The 16045-nt window shown below is 57.1% G+C and carries 11 protein-coding genes; 8 read left to right on the top strand and 3 right to left on the bottom strand.

Going from position 1 to position 16045, the window contains the following annotated elements:
- Positions 1–246 precede the first annotated feature (246 nt).
- Together KI787_05405 and KI787_05400 are read left to right on the top strand one after the other, a co-directional pair.
- A complete protein-coding gene (locus KI787_05405; protein MBV6629377.1) occupies positions 247–543 on the top strand; it encodes a type II toxin-antitoxin system RelE/ParE family toxin in 297 nt (98 codons plus the stop codon).
- Positions 544–546: 3 nt separating this feature from the next.
- Entirely contained in the window at positions 547–855 is a 309-nt protein-coding gene (locus KI787_05400) for a putative addiction module antidote protein (protein ID MBV6629376.1), read from the top strand.
- 26 nt (positions 856–881) lie between these two features.
- On the opposite strand, the gene KI787_05395 is transcribed toward KI787_05400, so the two are convergent.
- A complete protein-coding gene (locus KI787_05395) occupies positions 882–2204 on the bottom strand; it encodes an MATE family efflux transporter (protein ID MBV6629375.1) in 1323 nt (440 codons plus the stop codon).
- A complete protein-coding gene (gene yihA, locus KI787_05390) occupies positions 2201–2821 on the bottom strand; it encodes a ribosome biogenesis GTP-binding protein YihA/YsxC (GenBank protein ID MBV6629374.1) in 621 nt (206 codons plus the stop codon). Before yihA ends, KI787_05395 begins: the two co-directional genes overlap by 4 nt.
- A 112-nt stretch (positions 2822–2933) precedes the next feature.
- Here yihA and KI787_05385 point away from each other — a divergent pair, with 112 nt between their 5' ends.
- From KI787_05385 to polA, 6 genes are all read left to right on the top strand, one after another.
- Positions 2934–3563: a cytochrome c4 gene (locus KI787_05385; GenBank protein MBV6629373.1), complete on the top strand. Its 630-nt coding sequence runs from the start codon at positions 2934–2936 to the stop codon at positions 3561–3563.
- Between the two features lie 22 nt (positions 3564–3585).
- Positions 3586–4218 carry a thiol:disulfide interchange protein DsbA/DsbL gene (locus KI787_05380; GenBank protein MBV6629372.1) on the top strand — a complete coding sequence of 211 codons (633 nt, stop codon included), beginning with the start codon at positions 3586–3588 and terminating at the stop codon, positions 4216–4218.
- Entirely contained in the window at positions 4196–5974 is a 1779-nt protein-coding gene (locus KI787_05375; GenBank protein ID MBV6629371.1) for an outer membrane protein assembly factor, read from the top strand. The genes KI787_05380 and KI787_05375 overlap by 23 nt, the downstream gene beginning before the upstream one ends.
- Positions 5971–9096 (top strand): translocation/assembly module TamB domain-containing protein, encoded by a 3126-nt coding sequence (locus KI787_05370; GenBank protein MBV6629370.1) that lies wholly within the window; start codon positions 5971–5973, stop codon positions 9094–9096. Before KI787_05375 ends, KI787_05370 begins: the two co-directional genes overlap by 4 nt.
- A gap of 153 nt (positions 9097–9249) precedes the next feature.
- Positions 9250–10497: a diaminopimelate decarboxylase gene (gene lysA / locus KI787_05365; protein ID MBV6629369.1), complete on the top strand. Its 1248-nt coding sequence runs from the start codon at positions 9250–9252 to the stop codon at positions 10495–10497.
- Complete coding sequence (gene polA / locus KI787_05360) at positions 10494–13196, top strand: DNA polymerase I (GenBank protein MBV6629368.1); 2703 nt, start codon at positions 10494–10496, stop codon at positions 13194–13196. The genes lysA and polA overlap by 4 nt, the downstream gene beginning before the upstream one ends.
- Positions 13197–13548: 352 nt before the next feature.
- Here the strand turns inward: polA and gyrB are convergent, their stop codons facing one another.
- The gene (gyrB, locus tag KI787_05355; GenBank protein MBV6629367.1) at positions 13549–15978 is read right to left on the bottom strand and encodes a DNA topoisomerase (ATP-hydrolyzing) subunit B; all 2430 of its coding nucleotides are present in this window, start codon (positions 15976–15978) and stop codon (positions 13549–13551) included.
- Between the last annotated feature and the right edge of the window lie 67 nt (positions 15979–16045).

The following is a 16045-nucleotide window of genomic DNA, read 5'->3' as shown; positions in this document are numbered from 1 at the left end:
GCCACGCATCCTTACGCGGCCTAAGTAAACATTTGTTCACAGCGCATTATACGGATTTCTGGCGAAGAATCGGTGAAGACTTCTCACACACTAGCTTCAACATAGGCAGCACTTTAGCTTCATGAAAGCAACAGCGGCCCCGCCTTGGGTCTGACAAGGTGTAAAAAGGGTCTTGGTAGCGAAGCGTTCACTCGCAATGTGTTTACTGTGGTTGACGCATGGCTTGCTGTTTACTACAGTTTCAGCATGGTCGAGATTGTCAAAAGCGCTACTTTTGACCGCTGGCTTCGCAAGCTGAAAGATGGTCGCGCGAAGGCGCGTATTCAGATGCGTATTGACCGACTCGCTCTGGGCAATCCTGGTGACGTTCAACCTATTGGGGAAGGCCTAAGTGAGTTAAGAATCGACTATGGCCCCGGTTACCGGGTCTACTACATGCGGCGTGGTGAACTATTGATTGTCCTGCTTTGTGGTGGCGACAAGCGCACCCAGCGGAAAGACATTGAAAGAGCTAAGACCATCGCTGACGAATGGATGGACTAACCAATGGCTGAAAAGTTTAGCCGGTACGAGACGGCTGATTACCTCGAAACCGAAGAGGACATTCGCCTTTACCTGGAAGCGTGCCAGGAAGATGGTGACCCCTCTTTGATTGCGGCTGCCTTAGGTAACATCGCAAAAGCCCGAAACATGACTCACTTAGCCAAAGACGCAGGAATGACGCGCGCAGGTTTGTATAAGGCCTTGTCTCCCAATGGCAACCCTAGCTTCGCTACAGTTTCCAAGGTTGCAAAGGCTCTGGGTTTGCGGATCACGATTCAACTGAGTGATCAACGCTCAGATGCTCAAGCCTGAACACATGGCCTAAGGCCCAATGCGCCCTAAATCCGGATGCTCTGCCAAGCCCGGCGCTGCCATATCCATAACAGCACCAGCGCCTGAACCCCCCTGTATACGGTCATGGCTAACCAAATGGCGAGCAGGCCCCCACCCAACCAAGGCCCCACCAGATAAGCAGCCGGCAGGAACAACAACCATTGAAAGCCCACGCTGACTAACATCACGGTGCGAGCCGCCCCTGCGCCTAACAAGGCTTGCATCAATATGAGACCACCCCCGTCCACCACCATGCCAAGGCCGATGAGCTGCAGGGGAATAGTGCCCATATCGACCAAAGCAGGCTCGTGGAGGAATAAAGAGAGCAAAGGCCGGGGCAGCAACACACACACAATGCCCATGACTCCAAAGATGCGCGCAGATAAGCGAATGACATCCCAGGCCCAAGCATGCGCCGATTCCGGCTGCTGGGCCCCCAAAGCTTGGCCCACCAAACTAGCCGCGGCGATACCAAAGGCCATACCCGGCAAAATGGCGACCAAGCTGAGGTTGATCAACACATTCGCTACCGCCAACTCGCGAGTGCCAACCTGGCCAATGATCCAAAACAGCGCGACAAAACCGCCGGCAAAGAAAATTTGTTGGATGCAGGATGGAAGACCCAACTTGAGCAAGCTGGAGAACTGCTCCCAGTGAGGCCGCGCCCGCATAAAACCATGCGGACGCGCATGCTTAAGCGCGGTGGCCGTGTAGATCAGGCTACCCAGAATGATTGACAAGGCGGTGCCCAAACCCGCACCCCGCGTACCTAATTCGGGCAAACCCCAATGACCGAATATGAGCGCGTAGCTGAGCAGCACATTCACCACATGCATGATCAGCAGCGTGCGCAAATAAAACCGCGTCTGATTCACCGCGGCAAAGAAGCCTCGGTAGGAAAAGTTCATGCCCACAAAAGCCACACCCAAGGCACGGGCCTCGAGGTAGGGCTGACCCTGGGCAATGGCAGCAGGATCATCGAGTACCCAGCCCAGTAATGTTGGTGCCCCCAGATACAACACGGCTGTGAGCGGTAGACCCAGGGTCAAAGACAAGAGCAAACCGGCGTTTAAGGGTCGCGCCGCAATGGCGGATTGGCCTTCACCCATCCGGCGAGCGGCCAAGGCCTGCACAGCACTGGATAATGCCGTCAGCGCAGCCACCGCCAAAAAGTGCAAAAAGCTCACCATGCCCACTGCAGCCAGTGCTGGCGCACCCAAGGCACCCACCATGGCGGTATCGATGAGATTGAGCAGGTTCTGCGAGGCCATTCCCCCAATGATGGGTAGGGCCAGTCCCCAAATACGGCGACGACGTTCGGCCGTCACGCCTCTGTCGCCATTAACCAATCGCCAATAATGCGCCGCACCTGATCGACGTTCAGCCCACTTTGGGCGGAAAACAATTCGGCTTGCACCTGCGGCAGGTTTAACTTCGCCAGCTCTTTGCGCGTTTGCAGCAACGCGCTCATGGCCGCGCCCCATCCTAATTTGTCGGCTTTATTCAGCAAACACAGCACCGGCAACCCACCTGCACTGGCCCATTCGACCATTTGCTGATCGAGCTCGGTCAGCGGGCGTCGCGCATCCATGATGACAACCACGGCACGCAGGGGCGGGTGATTCACGAAATACCCCTGCACCAAATCCGCCCATTGTCGGCGCACAGCCTGCGGTGCCTTGGCGAAGCCATAGCCTGGGAGGTCTGCCAGACGGGCATCTTCGGCCCAATCGAAGAGGTTAATCAGCTGCGTTCGGCCTGGCGTGCGGCTGGTGCGGGCCAGAGCTTTTTGCCCGCACAAGCGGTTGAGCGTAGAACTCTTTCCCGCATTGCTACGTCCAGCAAAAGCCACTTCCACCCCACTGGTGGGAAGTTGCGCAAGCTTGCCTACCGACTGAAAAAATCGGGTATTACGCCATTGGGCGGTGTAGTCCGGTTGCGTCATCCGCTAGAATGCTCCGCAGCATTGCCGAAGGTATTTGGAAACATTGGTCTGTTTTTCAGGTCCAAAGCTGCCAAATGCCAGTGGCTCGATTAATTGACAGAGGCCGTTTGCGATGAAACATACCTTGCTCCTGCTTTCCGTGCTGGGCTTCAGCATTCCTGCATTTGCCGACGATCATGCTGGCGGCAGCCACGCTGGTGACCCAGAAGCCGGTAAAGCCAAGTCTGCCGTGTGTGCAGCCTGCCACGGTGCAGACGGGAATTCCATGAATCCCGAATGGCCAAAAATTGCTGGCCAACACGCCAGTTACTTGGTGGGTCAGCTGCAAGCATACAAGTCTGGTGCACGCAAAAACGCACTGATGAACGGCCAAGCCATGGGCTTGTCCGAAGAGGATATGAAGGACTTGGCGGCGTATTTCACCGCGCAAGAAATGAGCGCTGGCGTCGCTGATCCTGAGCTGGTGGCTATTGCCGAACCCATTTGGCGTGGCGGCAAAGCAGACACTGGCACACCGGCCTGCAGCGGCTGCCACGGTCCTGCCGGCATGGGCAATTCAGCAGCACAATGGCCGCGCTTGGCCGGCCAGCACGCAGCGTATAGCGCAACCCAGCTCAAGCTCTACCGCGAAGGTACCCGTGCTGGAACTGCTAATGCACAGATGATGTCCCAGGTAGCCAAAGGCCTGACCGACAAGGAAATTGAAGCCCTCGCTTCTTACATGTCTGGCCTGCACCAATAAAGCACAACACTAAAGGCGTCTCATGAACCGCATTCTCGTGGTCCTCGCGCTGGCTTTGGCTTCGGCCTGCAGCGCGGCGGAAACTTCGACTCAGCAATATCAGCTAGAAGAACACTACAAGTCAGCGCGTAGCGACTTTCCAGACCCGGATAGCGCTCGCCCTGACGTCATTGAAGTGTTCTGGTATGGCTGCCCTCATTGTTACCAGTTCGACCCTGTTCTTGAGCAGTGGCTGGACGAGAAGCCAGACGATGTGAATTTCCGCCGGGTTCCCACGGCGCTAGGACGTGCTGTCGGCAAATTGCATGCGAAGGCGTACTACACAGCCGAACTGCTCGATGTTCTGGACCCAGTGCACCAAGCCCTGTTTCGGGCCATGCATCAGCAGCGCAAACGGCTCAACAGTGAGTCGGAGATTGAAGAAGTCTTCGTGGCCAACGGTGTGAGTGCCGAAGACTTTCGTGGAACCTTCAACAGCTTTGCCGTCGAGAGCAAAGTGGCGCAGGGCGAAAACTTAATTCGCGCTTTGGGCATTCCTGCAGTCCCTGCCATGGCTGTGGATAACCAGTACTGGACCAGCGGCCGAGAAGCAGGTGGTTTCGAAGGCATGATTTCGGTGGTGGACCATTTGGTTGAGCAATCCCGTCAACCCTAAACGGAACAATATCGGGAAGGGCGGCTACGAGCCGCCCTTTTTGTGTCTGCCGGCTTTATGGCTGGCGGCCATATTGCTGTGCGCCATACCGCCTAGTTACGCGCAAACCGTCACCGTATCCGGTGTTGAAGGGGCCTTGCGCGACAGCTTGCGCGCGGGTTTAAGTCTGATTGGGACGGCAGCAGACGCCGATCCCGTCTTGTTGCAAAGACGCCTACGGGCAGCCCCCCAAGAGCTGCGTTATGGGCTAAGGGCTTTTGGCTACTATGAACCGCAGATTCGTACGGAGCTGACACGCTTGGCGGAGGGCGGCTGGTCGGCCAACCTGCAAGTGGAAACAGGCCAGCCCACGCATTGGGAAGATGTGCAGATCCGGACCGAACCGCCCGTGAATGCGGCTTGGATCACATCACCGACAAAGCGTGCCGGAGTACTAGCCGGGCAGCAGGTGGACCACCGCGAGTATCGCGCTTTAAAAACCGCATGGATGGAAGCGGCTCAAGACGCCGGGTACTTAGACGCCCGTTGGCAGCGGCAGAAACTCATCGTCGATCCCAAATCTGCACTGGCGAGAATTGATTGGGTCATGGAGCTGGGCCCCCAATATCACTTCGGCCGCATCGCGATTGATCAGCCCATTCTCGACCCAGAGTTCTTGGATCAGTATGTTCCCGTGCACAGCGGGGACGACTTCAGCACAGATGCCGTGCTGGAGCTGCGACTGCGGCTGTTTGACCTAGATTATTTCGACAGCTTAGACGTGCAGTCCTCCCGCGACGCAGCGGCAGGTTTAGTGCATTTAGACATCAAAGCAGAGCCCAAACCCCCTCAAAGATGGCAACTTGGCGCTGGCTTCGGCACCGATACCGGCCCGCGGGTATCCGGCGCTGTGGAGCTGCGTTATCTCAACCGTGGCGGACACCGGCTGCGCGGTGAGGCACGTGTATCCGAGGTTCGTATCGACCTAAGTGGGCAGTACATTATTCCCACCGGACCAGAGCCAGGAGCGAACTGGACCCTGCGCAGCCAACGGCGCGAGGAACAGCTTGGAGACACCCGTACGGTGACCCTGCTCTCGGGCTTGGCGCGGAACCGCATCCAAGGGCCGCGTCTTTGGCAGTACTACGTCAACTACGAAGGGGAACGCTTTCGCTTCGCCGATGGCCTGCAGCAAACCGACCTCATCACGCCTGGCCTCAGTCTGACTTTGCGCCATGCCGACGATCTTTTATTGCCCCGGCGCGGCTACAGCGTGTTCATGGACCTGCATGGGGCCCATGACAGCTTGTTATCCAGCACCAGCTTTGCGCAGCTCCAACTGCGGGCGCGCTGGATTCACCCCCTCGATGCACGCAGCCGGCTGATTATTCGCGGCCAAGCCGGAGCCAACTGGCTGGATGAAGCCAGTGAGCTGCCCGCCACGCAACGCTTTTTTGCCGGCGGCGATAACAGTATCCGCGGCTATGACTATCGCCAAATTGCCCCACGCAACGACGCTGGTGAAGTGGTCGGTGGCCGCTACTTGCAGACCATTTCTGTAGAGGTCGACCGCCTGATTTGGGGCAACTACGGCCTAGCCGTATTCGCTGACCGCGGCAGTGCTAGTAATGCCTGGCTGCAGGATTGGGTGAGCTCGGTAGGGCTGGGCTTTCGCTGGCGCACACCCATCGGCATGGTCCGCGCCGATCTGGCGCACCCTCTGGACGATGCCGATACGCAGGTGCAACTGCATATCGGTATTGGCGGTGAACTATGACCCGCTGGTTTTTATATCGGTTTAGCCCCTGGTTGTTGGGCTGGTTCACGCTAGCGGTGCTTATCGCCGGTCTTCTGACCGAAACCGGCTTTAAGTTGCTCTGGGGCCAGGTGCGACATGTGCTACCAGCGGGGATTCATGTAGACCGGGTGGCGGGGTCTTTATTGGTAGGGCCGCGAATCTACGGCTTAGATTTGCAGTTTGGCGAGCTCCGAATACAGGCCCGATCCATCGAGATGGATTGGTCGTTGTTAGATCAGTTTGGGAGCCATTGGCAGCTGAGAGGGATTCGCCTGCGTGAGCTGGACCTGACCCTGCCCAGCGCGCAGGAGCAGCCTGTGCAGGATGAGCAAGAAGAACCCGCCACTTTGCAGTGGCCAGAGCTGCCATCACTGGTCATCGCCTCTATGGATCTGGGCCAGATCCGACTGTGGAATCACGATCAGCAAATCTTCCAGCCGCTGTTGCAAAGACTGCGCGCTCGCATTGAGATGCAGGCTGATCAATTGGCCATGGATGCGGCGCTGATTCATCTCAGCGGCCAACCCCCGTTACAAGCCTTGCTCCGCAGCGAGTGGCCAGAGCCTACCCAGGGCACGGCTGAGCTTCGCGTAGATGTATTGGACGCACAGGGCAAACAAGCTATTGGTCAACCTTTGACCAGCGAACTGCAGCTGAACTTGGCTCCCCACATCCAGGTTCAGGGCCAAATACGCTCAGCAGGGCTGAATGTGCAGCCATGGCTCGCCCAGGCCGAGCACCCGCTGGTGTTTGCCGGTGGACTAGCTTGGGATGGGAGCGACGCCACAGCCCGCTTGGACCAATGGGAGCTGAACACGCAGTGGCAGAATCATCCCATTGCTGTAACCCTGCCGCTATTGGTCTGGAATGGCGGAGTTGATCTGCCTGAGCGGGCTTCGCTGAGCGTCGCAACAGCCCAGGTGAGCGCCAAGGGCCAACTCAGCCAGCGTTCGGCGCTGCACATCGAAGCACACATACCGGCCGAATTACAGATACTCCCAGGCTGGCGCACCCCGCTAGAGCTGCGGGCGCAGGTTCAAGGCGATATGCGCAAGCCCTGGGCAGTTATTCATGGGCATCTGCAGGACTGGGAGGGCCCAGATCTGCGCTTAGCATCTGGAGACATTGCGGGCAGATTGTCGCTGGACACCTCCATTGCCAATCAGGCTGTTGTACGCCTGCAGCAAGGGGAATTGGCCGGCCAAACCTTGGACCAGCTTGAGTTAACCCTGCGCGGATCATTGGAGCGGCTGCAAAGCCAATGGCAGTTGCAGGCTTTAGGTGCAGATATCCGCGGTCAGGCCCAAGCGCGCTTGGCAACACCTGGGCAACGCCAGGCCAGTTTGGATCGCCTGGATATTCAACTGCGGCCGTGGGAGCAGTGGCGCCTAGACACACCCTTGCGCTGGACCGAGCAAGGCGCCGCTTGGCGAGTTGCAGGTGGGTGTTTGCGCAGCGCCGAGAGCAAACTCTGTCTGGGGGCAAAGCAGCAAGGCCAAGTGCGAAACCTGGAGCTCAGTCTGGGCGATTATTCCTTACAGCGATTAGCGCAGTGGGCCGGGCAAGCACCTAGCCTGGTTGATGGCCGTTTGAGTGTTGAGGCCAAGGCAACCCAAGCGGCAGATGGATCTTCGAGCGCGCAGCTGAACTGGACCACGGGCCCGGTACTACTCGGCGAAGTACCCGACACCAACATTCCAGGCCTACGCTGGGCACCGGGCGAAGGCAGCTTAAGTTGGTCGCCGCAACAAGCCCGCATGCGCTGGGAGTGGCCTTTGGCATCTGCTGATGGCGGAATCAGCGCCCAGGCCATTGTGAACAACGGCAACGACATCGAAACGGCGCAACTCAAACTTCAGTTGAGCGACTTAGGACGTCTGCGTGGATTACTACCCGAGGTGCAGCAGCTACAAGGTCAGCTCGCCGTAGACATACAAGCCCAAGGGCAATTGTCCTCACCGACTTACGAAGGTCAGCTGCAGTTACAACAGGCCTCAGCCCAATTGATTACACCCGGAATCACGCTGGATCCCCTAGAGCTTCGCTTAGATGGCAACCAAGATCAGCTCAGGCTACAGGGGCAGATTGGTAGCGGACGGGGGAAAATGGCGCTCACTGGCAGTGTGCAGCCGCTGCAGCAAAGCGCCAGTCTGCGCATACGCGGACAAAATTTTGAAGTTTTACGCACAGACCTAGGTCAGGTCGAGATTAGTCCTGAGTTAGAGCTGGACTGGCAAGAAGAGCTGCTCAATCTCAGTGGGCAACTGCGTATTCCCAAGGCCAATATCCATCCGGCGTCGTTGCCCACGGCTGGCCCCTCCTTCGTGGCTCCTTCACGCGATGAAGTCATCGTGGGCGAGGAGCTGACAACCCGGCGCAGCGGTATAGAGCTCGCAGCAGACATACGACTATTGGTCGATTCCAATGCACGCTTTGAAGGTTTTGGGCTCAAAACCAACCTCCGCGGAGATTTGCGAATTCGCCAAGAGCCCCAGCGCGAACCCACTGCCAATGGCACCTTGGAACTGATTGATGGCAGCTACAAGGCCTATGGACAGGACCTCACCATTCAGCGTGGCCGGCTGATATTTTCAGGTGGCGGCTTGGATGAACCCGGAATTGACCTGCGTGCCTTTCGCCAACCTCGGAGTGATATTCGCGTTGGTATCCAAGCTCGAGGCGCAGTGCGCAAACCAGAAATCAGCCTCTGGTCTGAGCCTGGGATGAACCAAACCGAGCAGCTTTCATGGTTGGTGCTGGGCCGAGGCAGTCAGAACCTGAACCAGGCCGAAGAAAGCAGTATGCAAAATGCCGCTTTGGCGCTGGGGCTGAAGGGATCAGACCTTCTGAGCAAGCGCTTCAAGGGCAAGTTGGGTCTGGACGAGCTTAGTATTGGAACTCGCCCCGGTGAAGACACCAGCCAAGCGGCGCTGGTTCTGGGAAAATATCTGAATCCCCGGCTGTACGTCAGTTATGGCATCGGGCTCTTCGAACCCATCTACAGCTTTCGTGCGCGCTATGAAATATCCTCGAAGTGGACATTACAGACCGAATCCGGGGTGGAATCGGGCGGTGACCTGGTTTACACCATCGAGCGCTAAACCCGCGTGCGTGCTGCTAGCCACACTTTTCTGTGCAAGCTTAGTGGGCTGCGGCCAAAGCGGAGATCTCTACATGGCGCCTGAGCCCAGTCCTAGTCTCCAACCCACCCCAACGGCGTCCCCGGCGCCCCAACCTGCAAAAAGCGACTAACCATGGATCACTTCTCCTACCGCAACGGTGTATTACATGCCGAAGAGGTGTCTTTTGAAGACATCGCCAAGCAGTTTGGAACGCCCTGCTTTGTCTACGCTCGGGCTACATTGGAACGGCATTACAAAGCCTTCGATCAGGCGCTGGCAGGCCTTGAGCATCGGGTTTGCTATGCCGTCAAAGCCAATTCAAACCTGGCCGTACTCGACGTTTTAGCGCGGCTGGGCTCTAGTTTTGACATCGTCTCCGGGGGCGAATTAGCGCGTCTGCAAGCCCTGGATATTCCCGGCGACCGAGTCGTGTTTTCCGGCGTCGGGAAAAGTGCGGCAGAAATTGAAGCCGCCCTTCGCTACGGCGTCCATGCCTTGAATGTGGAGTCCACAGCCGAGCTAGACCGCATTGCATCGATTGCCAGCAAACTCGATTGCGTAGCGCCTATTGCCCTGCGCGTGAACCCAGATGTCGACGCCAAAACGCATCCTTACATTGCCACCGGGCTCAAGGAGAATAAGTTCGGCATCAGTATGGATGCGGCGCTTGCCACCTACCAAAAAGCCCAGGCACACCCGGCCTTACGCGTGGTTGGTTTGGATTGCCATATTGGTTCTCAACTCACCGATTTAGCGCCATATACCGAAGCGCTAGACCGGCTACTGCAGTTGGTTGATGCCCTGGAGGAGCAGGGTATTCGCTTGGAACACTTGGATTTAGGCGGCGGCCTGGGGATTCGCTATCGCGACGAAACTCCGCCTGATCCTGCGGCTTGGGGTGATGTGCTGCGCCAACGTTTGCAAGGTCGTAATTTGGCGGTGTATATCGAACCAGGCCGGGCCATTGCTGGGCATGCCGGTATGTTGCTCACGCGAGTGGAGTACCTCAAACCCACAGCGCATAAGAATTTCGCCGTGGTGGATGCCGCAATGACGGAGCTGATGCGCCCCACGTTGTATCAGGCCTGGCATGACATTTTGCCAGTGCGCCCGCGTGAGGAGGCCGCTCAAGTGTGGGATGTCGTAGGCCCTGTGTGCGAAACCGGTGATTGGCTGGGCAAAGAGCGGGAATTGTCCCTGGCCGAAGGAGATTTATTAGCGGTGCGTTCCGCTGGGGCTTATGCAGCGGCGATGAACTCGCATTACAACACCCGTCCACATGTGGCTGAGGTATTGGTGGATGGCACGCAGCTGCATTTAGCACGAGCCGCAGAAACGGTGGAGTCTATCTTCCAACTGGAGCGGCGGTTACCTGTATGAGCACCCGCATCATCATTGATGGCTCCGGCTGGTTATATAGAGCCTTCCACGCATTACCTGAGCTCACCAACCCGCAAGGCGAACCCAGCCAAGCCGTGTTTGGCTTCGGCAACATGCTGCGGAAGTTGCTGCGTAACTTCGGCGACGAGCCCATTGTTGTTGTATTCGATGCTCCAGGCAGCACCTTCAGACACGAGCTGTATGCCGAGTACAAAGCGCAGCGGCCACCCGTTCCACCTGATTTGCGCTCTCAATTTGATCCTATTGTGGAATTGGTGGGCGTTTTTGGCCTGCCTATGGTGCAGATGAATGACGTGGAAGCCGACGACGTCATTGCCAGTCTGGCTCGGCAAACCGCCGACCCCGTCAGAATCGTGAGTTCGGACAAAGACCTGGCGCAGCTGGTGGATGAGCGGGTGGTGCTGTGGGATGTGTTCAAGAATAAAACGCTAGGCCCGGCGGAAGTCGAAGAGAAGTTTGGTGTACCGCCCAAACTGGTGGACCAATGGTTAGCTTTGGTGGGTGACAGCAGCGATAACGTGCCTGGCCTCAAGGGTGTGGGCCCCAAAACGGCAGCCAAGTGGCTCATGCAATTTGGTGGGCTACAGGAGTTGTTAGCGCAAGCCGACTCGGTCAAAGGCAAGGCCGGCGAGACCCTACGCGCAAACTTGGAACAAGTGGAATTGGCGCTGAGCCTCACCACCCTCAAATCCGATTTAGAGCTCAGCCAAAGCTGGGAGGACCTGCCCCGCCGGTCCTGCGACGAGCAAGCTTTAACCAACTTTGCCACACGCTGGGGCTTCAACAGCTGGTTGGAGGGGTCGGCTCCCCAGGCCAAGCCTGCACCCCCTTCAGATGCTGCTTCTGCAGCAGCAATAGAGCCCTCCACTGAGGGTCTGAATATCACCAGCATATGTGTGCAAAGCCCAGACGATCTGGAGCAGATGTGCGCAGAGCTGCGCCAAGCAACGCTGCTCGCGGTGGATACCGAAACCTCCAGTCTGGATCCCCTGCAAGCCGATTTGGTGGGGCTATCCTTTGCGGCCAGCGCAGACAAGGCCTGGTATGTTCCCGTAGGACACAACACCGAGCAGGCGCAGCTGGGTTTAGACGCCGTTCGCGATGCTTTGGCCACGCTACTCGGAGATGATGGTCCCGCGCATGTGCTGCAAAACGGCAAATTTGATGCGCCCATTTTGCAGCGCCATGACCTGAGCTTGGCACGTCCCTGGGAAGATACCCAGCTTCTGTCTTATGTCTTCGAGGCGCATGAGCGTCATGACATGGATAGCTTGGCGCAGCGCTGGCTGGGGCACGACACCATCCATTACGAAGATGTCGCCGGCAAGGGCCGCAAACAACTTAACTTCCGGGATGTGCCACTGGATGCCGCGACGGAATACGCCGCCGAGGATGCAGCCGTCACCTGGGCCCTGCATCAGCGTTTGAGCCAAGCGATTGAACAGGACCCGCAGCTGGCCTCCATCTACAACGATATAGAGAAGCCTCTGGCGCCAATTTTGGCGGCCATGGAGGGTCGGGGTATCGCCTTAGATTTGGAAGCCCTAGGCGCCGCAGACGCCGACTTCAGCGCCGAGATTGAAACTGAAGAAAAGCGCTGCCATGAAATTGCCGAAGGAAGCTTTAATCTGGGCAGTCCGGCTCAGCTCGGCCAGATTCTGTTCGACAAGCTCGGGCTTCCAGTGCTGCGTAAAACGCCCAAGGGCGCACCAAGTACCGCAGAGGATGTACTCGAAGAGCTTGCCGCCGAGCATGAATTGCCACGCAGAATTCTGCGTTGGCGCATGTTGTCTAAGCTGCGCAGCACCTACACCCGTGCTTTGGCCAAAGCGGTAAACCCCACAACACAGCGTGTGCATTGCCGCTTTCAACAGGCCGTTGCCAGCACGGGGCGCCTGTCCTGCGCCGATCCAAATTTGCAGAACATTCCCATCCGTCGGCCCGAAGGGCTACGCATTCGCGAGTGTTTTGTAGCGCGTGAGGGCTGGTCTTTATTGGCCCTGGATTATTCTCAGATCGAACTGCGGCTCATGGCCCACTTCTCTGAAGATCCGCTGCTCTGCGCCGCCTTTGCCGATCAAGTGGATATTCACAGGCGCACGGCTGCGCAGGTCTGGGACTTAGAAGAAGACCAAGTCAGCAGCGACCAGCGCCGCGCAGCCAAGGCCATCAACTTTGGGCTGATTTACGGTATTTCAGCGTTCGGGTTGGCACGCAACTTAGGCGTGGACCGCAGCGAAGCCGACCAAATTATGCGCCGGTTCTTTGGAGCCTTCCCTGGTGTCAAAGACTATATGGACCGGGTTCGCGAACAAGCCAAGAAAGATGGCGAAGTACGCACTTTATACGGGCGTCGGTTAATCCTTCCGGAGATTCGAGCCCGGAATGCCGCCCGTCGTCAGGGGGCCGAACGCGTAGCCATCAATGCTCCGCTACAAGGAACCGCAGCCGACATCATCAAACGCGCCATGATTAGCATTGATCGGCAGCTGCATGATGAAAGCGATATCGTGATGCTGCTGCAAGTACACGATGAATTGGTCTTTGAGGTCCGCCAGGGCCATGAAGAGCATTGGGCGCAGATCCTGCAACAAGAGATGGAAAGCGCCGCCGAGCTGCGCGTACCCCTGGAAGTGGAATGGGGATATGGGCGTAGTTGGGCCCAGGCGCACGGCTAAGGCAGGGCAGACTGAGCGCCAGAAGAGCGGCGCGTCTTGGAATGCAGGCTGCCCACAGGCTGCGTCATCCTGCTCAACATAAAGCTGTTAAAGACTCTTGGTTTTTTTTGCGGGGAGTAGGGAACTAAGGCCGGAAAGCCCCTGTCATAGAGTCGAGTGCTGCAACGGCGCTCGTTGCTGACCCATCTCCCTCCCTGGATGGGTCTTACCCGGTACCCCCAAGCCGGTGACCTCTGCCCCGGCGGCTTTGTCCGCCGGGGACTTTTTTATAAATATCAAGTAGTTAGAGCAGGACGATCACTATCGTCTCTAATAATACTCCAATGTATCTACTTGATTTTACGCTAGAAGTTTAAATATCCACGTTCACTGCGTGAAGCGCATTTTCTACAATGAAATCGCGCCGCGGCTCGACCTCGTCTCCCATCAATGTCGTAAAGATATCTTGAGCGCCTTCAGCGTCTTCGATGCGAACCTGCATGAGTCGACGCGACTCAGGGTCTAAGGTGGTTTCCCATAACTGGCCGGGATTCATTTCACCGAGGCCTTTGTAGCGCTGCACCGTCAATCCACGTCGGGCTTCTTTATCTAACAGCAAACAGGCTTCAATGGCGTTGCCCGCTTCAATGCGGCGTTCGCCCCGAATGATCACGGAGTCATCCTGCCACAGCGCATCCAGGCTCTGGCCAGTAGTGACAAGTCGCGAATACTCCGCGCTTTCAAAGAACTCCTGAGGCCAAATCACGGTGTACTCGCTGCCGTGCGCCATCCGAGTGGTCACAATTTCCAATGGCTGCCCGCTCGCAGCAGGGTGCGCTTGCACCTCATATTGCACACCGGCTTCAGGAAGGCTTGCCATCACCTGCCGCAACTGCTCTGCCCACGCATGCACCACATCGCTATTCACGAAATCAGGCTCGTTCAACATCGGCAGCCCACGTAAGGCGCGTGCAACGTCTTCATCGTAGCGCCGGCCCATACGCTGAATTAAACCCTCGCTGCGCTTGTAGGCACGCAGCCAATCAATAAGAGCGTTGCCAGTAATGGTCCCTTCAGCAGAATGCTCAATGCGGAAGTTCTGACCAGTGAGTTCCAAGAGGAAGTCTTCCAACTCCTGATCATCTTTGACATAACGCTCACTCTTGCCAATCTTTACCCGATATAGAGGTGGCTGGGCAATGTACACATGACCACGCTCAATGAGCTCGCCCATCTGACGGTAGAGCAGGGTTAACAGCAGCGTGCGGATGTGGGCGCCATCCACGTCGGCGTCGGTCATGATGATGATGCGGTGATAGCGCAGCTTATCGGGATCGAACTGATCTGGACCAATTCCACAGCCTAAGGCCGTAATTAAGGTGGCGATTTCCTCAGATTTCAGGATCCGTTCAAATTGCGCCTTCTCAACATTGAGCGGCTTACCTTTCAAGGGCAAGATGGCCTGGAAGTGCCGATCACGACCTTGTTTGGCGCTTCCTCCTGCCGAATCACCCTCGACGATAAAGAGTTCGGATTTGGCCGGGTCACGTTCGCGGCAGTCGGCCAATTTCCCAGGCAAACCGGCAATATCCAAAGCCCCTTTGCGTTGCGCCAGCTCTCGAGCTTTGCGCGCCGCTTCCCGCGCCCTGGCCGCAACGACAATTTTGTCCGCAACCACGCGCGCATCTCGCGGGTTCTCTTCTAGGTACTGTTTGATGCGGTCATACGCGACCGACTCAACCAAGGAGCGAACGCTGTCAGTGACCAACTTTTCTTTGGTTTGCGAAGAAAATTGCGGATCTGGAATTTTCACCGACACGATGGCTGTGAGGCCTTCTCTGGAATCGTCTCCGGTGGGATTAATCTTTTCTTTTTTGGTCAAACCTAAGCTGGTGAGGTACTGATTCATCACCCGCGTGAGTGCGGCCCTAAAGCCCATCAGGTGCGTTCCACCATCGCGTTGCGGGATGTTATTGGTGAAGCACTGCACGCCTTCATGACTGCTATCACTCCACTGCAAGGCAACTTCCACAGTGGAGTCTTCCCGCGTCTCGGTGAAGTAACAAATGGTGGGGTGCAGGGGATTCCGCGCGCGGTTGATGTGTTCAACAAAGGCGCGAATCCCGCCTTCGTAGCGCATCACATCCTTTTTGTTATTCGCCTCATCGATGAGGGTGATGGTCACACCGCTATTCAGGAAACTCAGCTCCCGCAGTCGGCGCGCCAGGATGTCGTAGCTGAAGTCGATGCGACCGAAGACATTGACCGACGGCAAGAAGGTCACACTGGTGCCTCGGCGCTCCGAATCAGCAATACGGGTGAGTGGCGTAGAAGGGACACCGTCCCGATATTCCTGGCGGAAGTGTCCACCATCACGGTGCACGTCCAAGCGCAGCTCTGCCGACAAGGCGTTCACAACCGATACGCCAACACCGTGCAAGCCGCCAGACACCTTGTAGGAGTTGCCATCAAATTTTCCACCCGCGTGCAGTGTGGTCATGATGAGCTCAGCGGCCGGAATTCCTTCTTTAGGGTGGATGTCCACGGGAATTCCACGACCATCGTCCGAGACGGTGACGCTTCCGTCTGCGTTCAGGGTGACTTCAACTCCTGAGCAATGTCCGGCAAGGGCTTCATCGATGGAGTTATCCACCACCTCAAACACCATGTGGTGGAGTCCGGAGCCGTCCGCGGTATTCCCGATATACATACCAGGTCGCTTACGCACAGCTTCCAACCCTTCCAGCACTTGGATGTTACTGGAGTCGTATGCCTTCTCGGAGGCCTCTGAGGGATTGCTCATACGGATTGGTGTCTCGGAAACATCCGATTTTACCACCGACCGCGGGCGCGTATTGGTTTTCGGTCTG

Origin of the sequence: Oceanococcus sp. HetDA_MAG_MS8 (assembly GCA_019192445.1) — a bacterium.
Lineage (GTDB): Bacteria > Pseudomonadota > Gammaproteobacteria > Nevskiales > Oceanococcaceae > MS8.
Note: the sequence above shows the minus strand (reverse complement) of the source record. Positions and strands in the feature narration are given on the sequence as shown.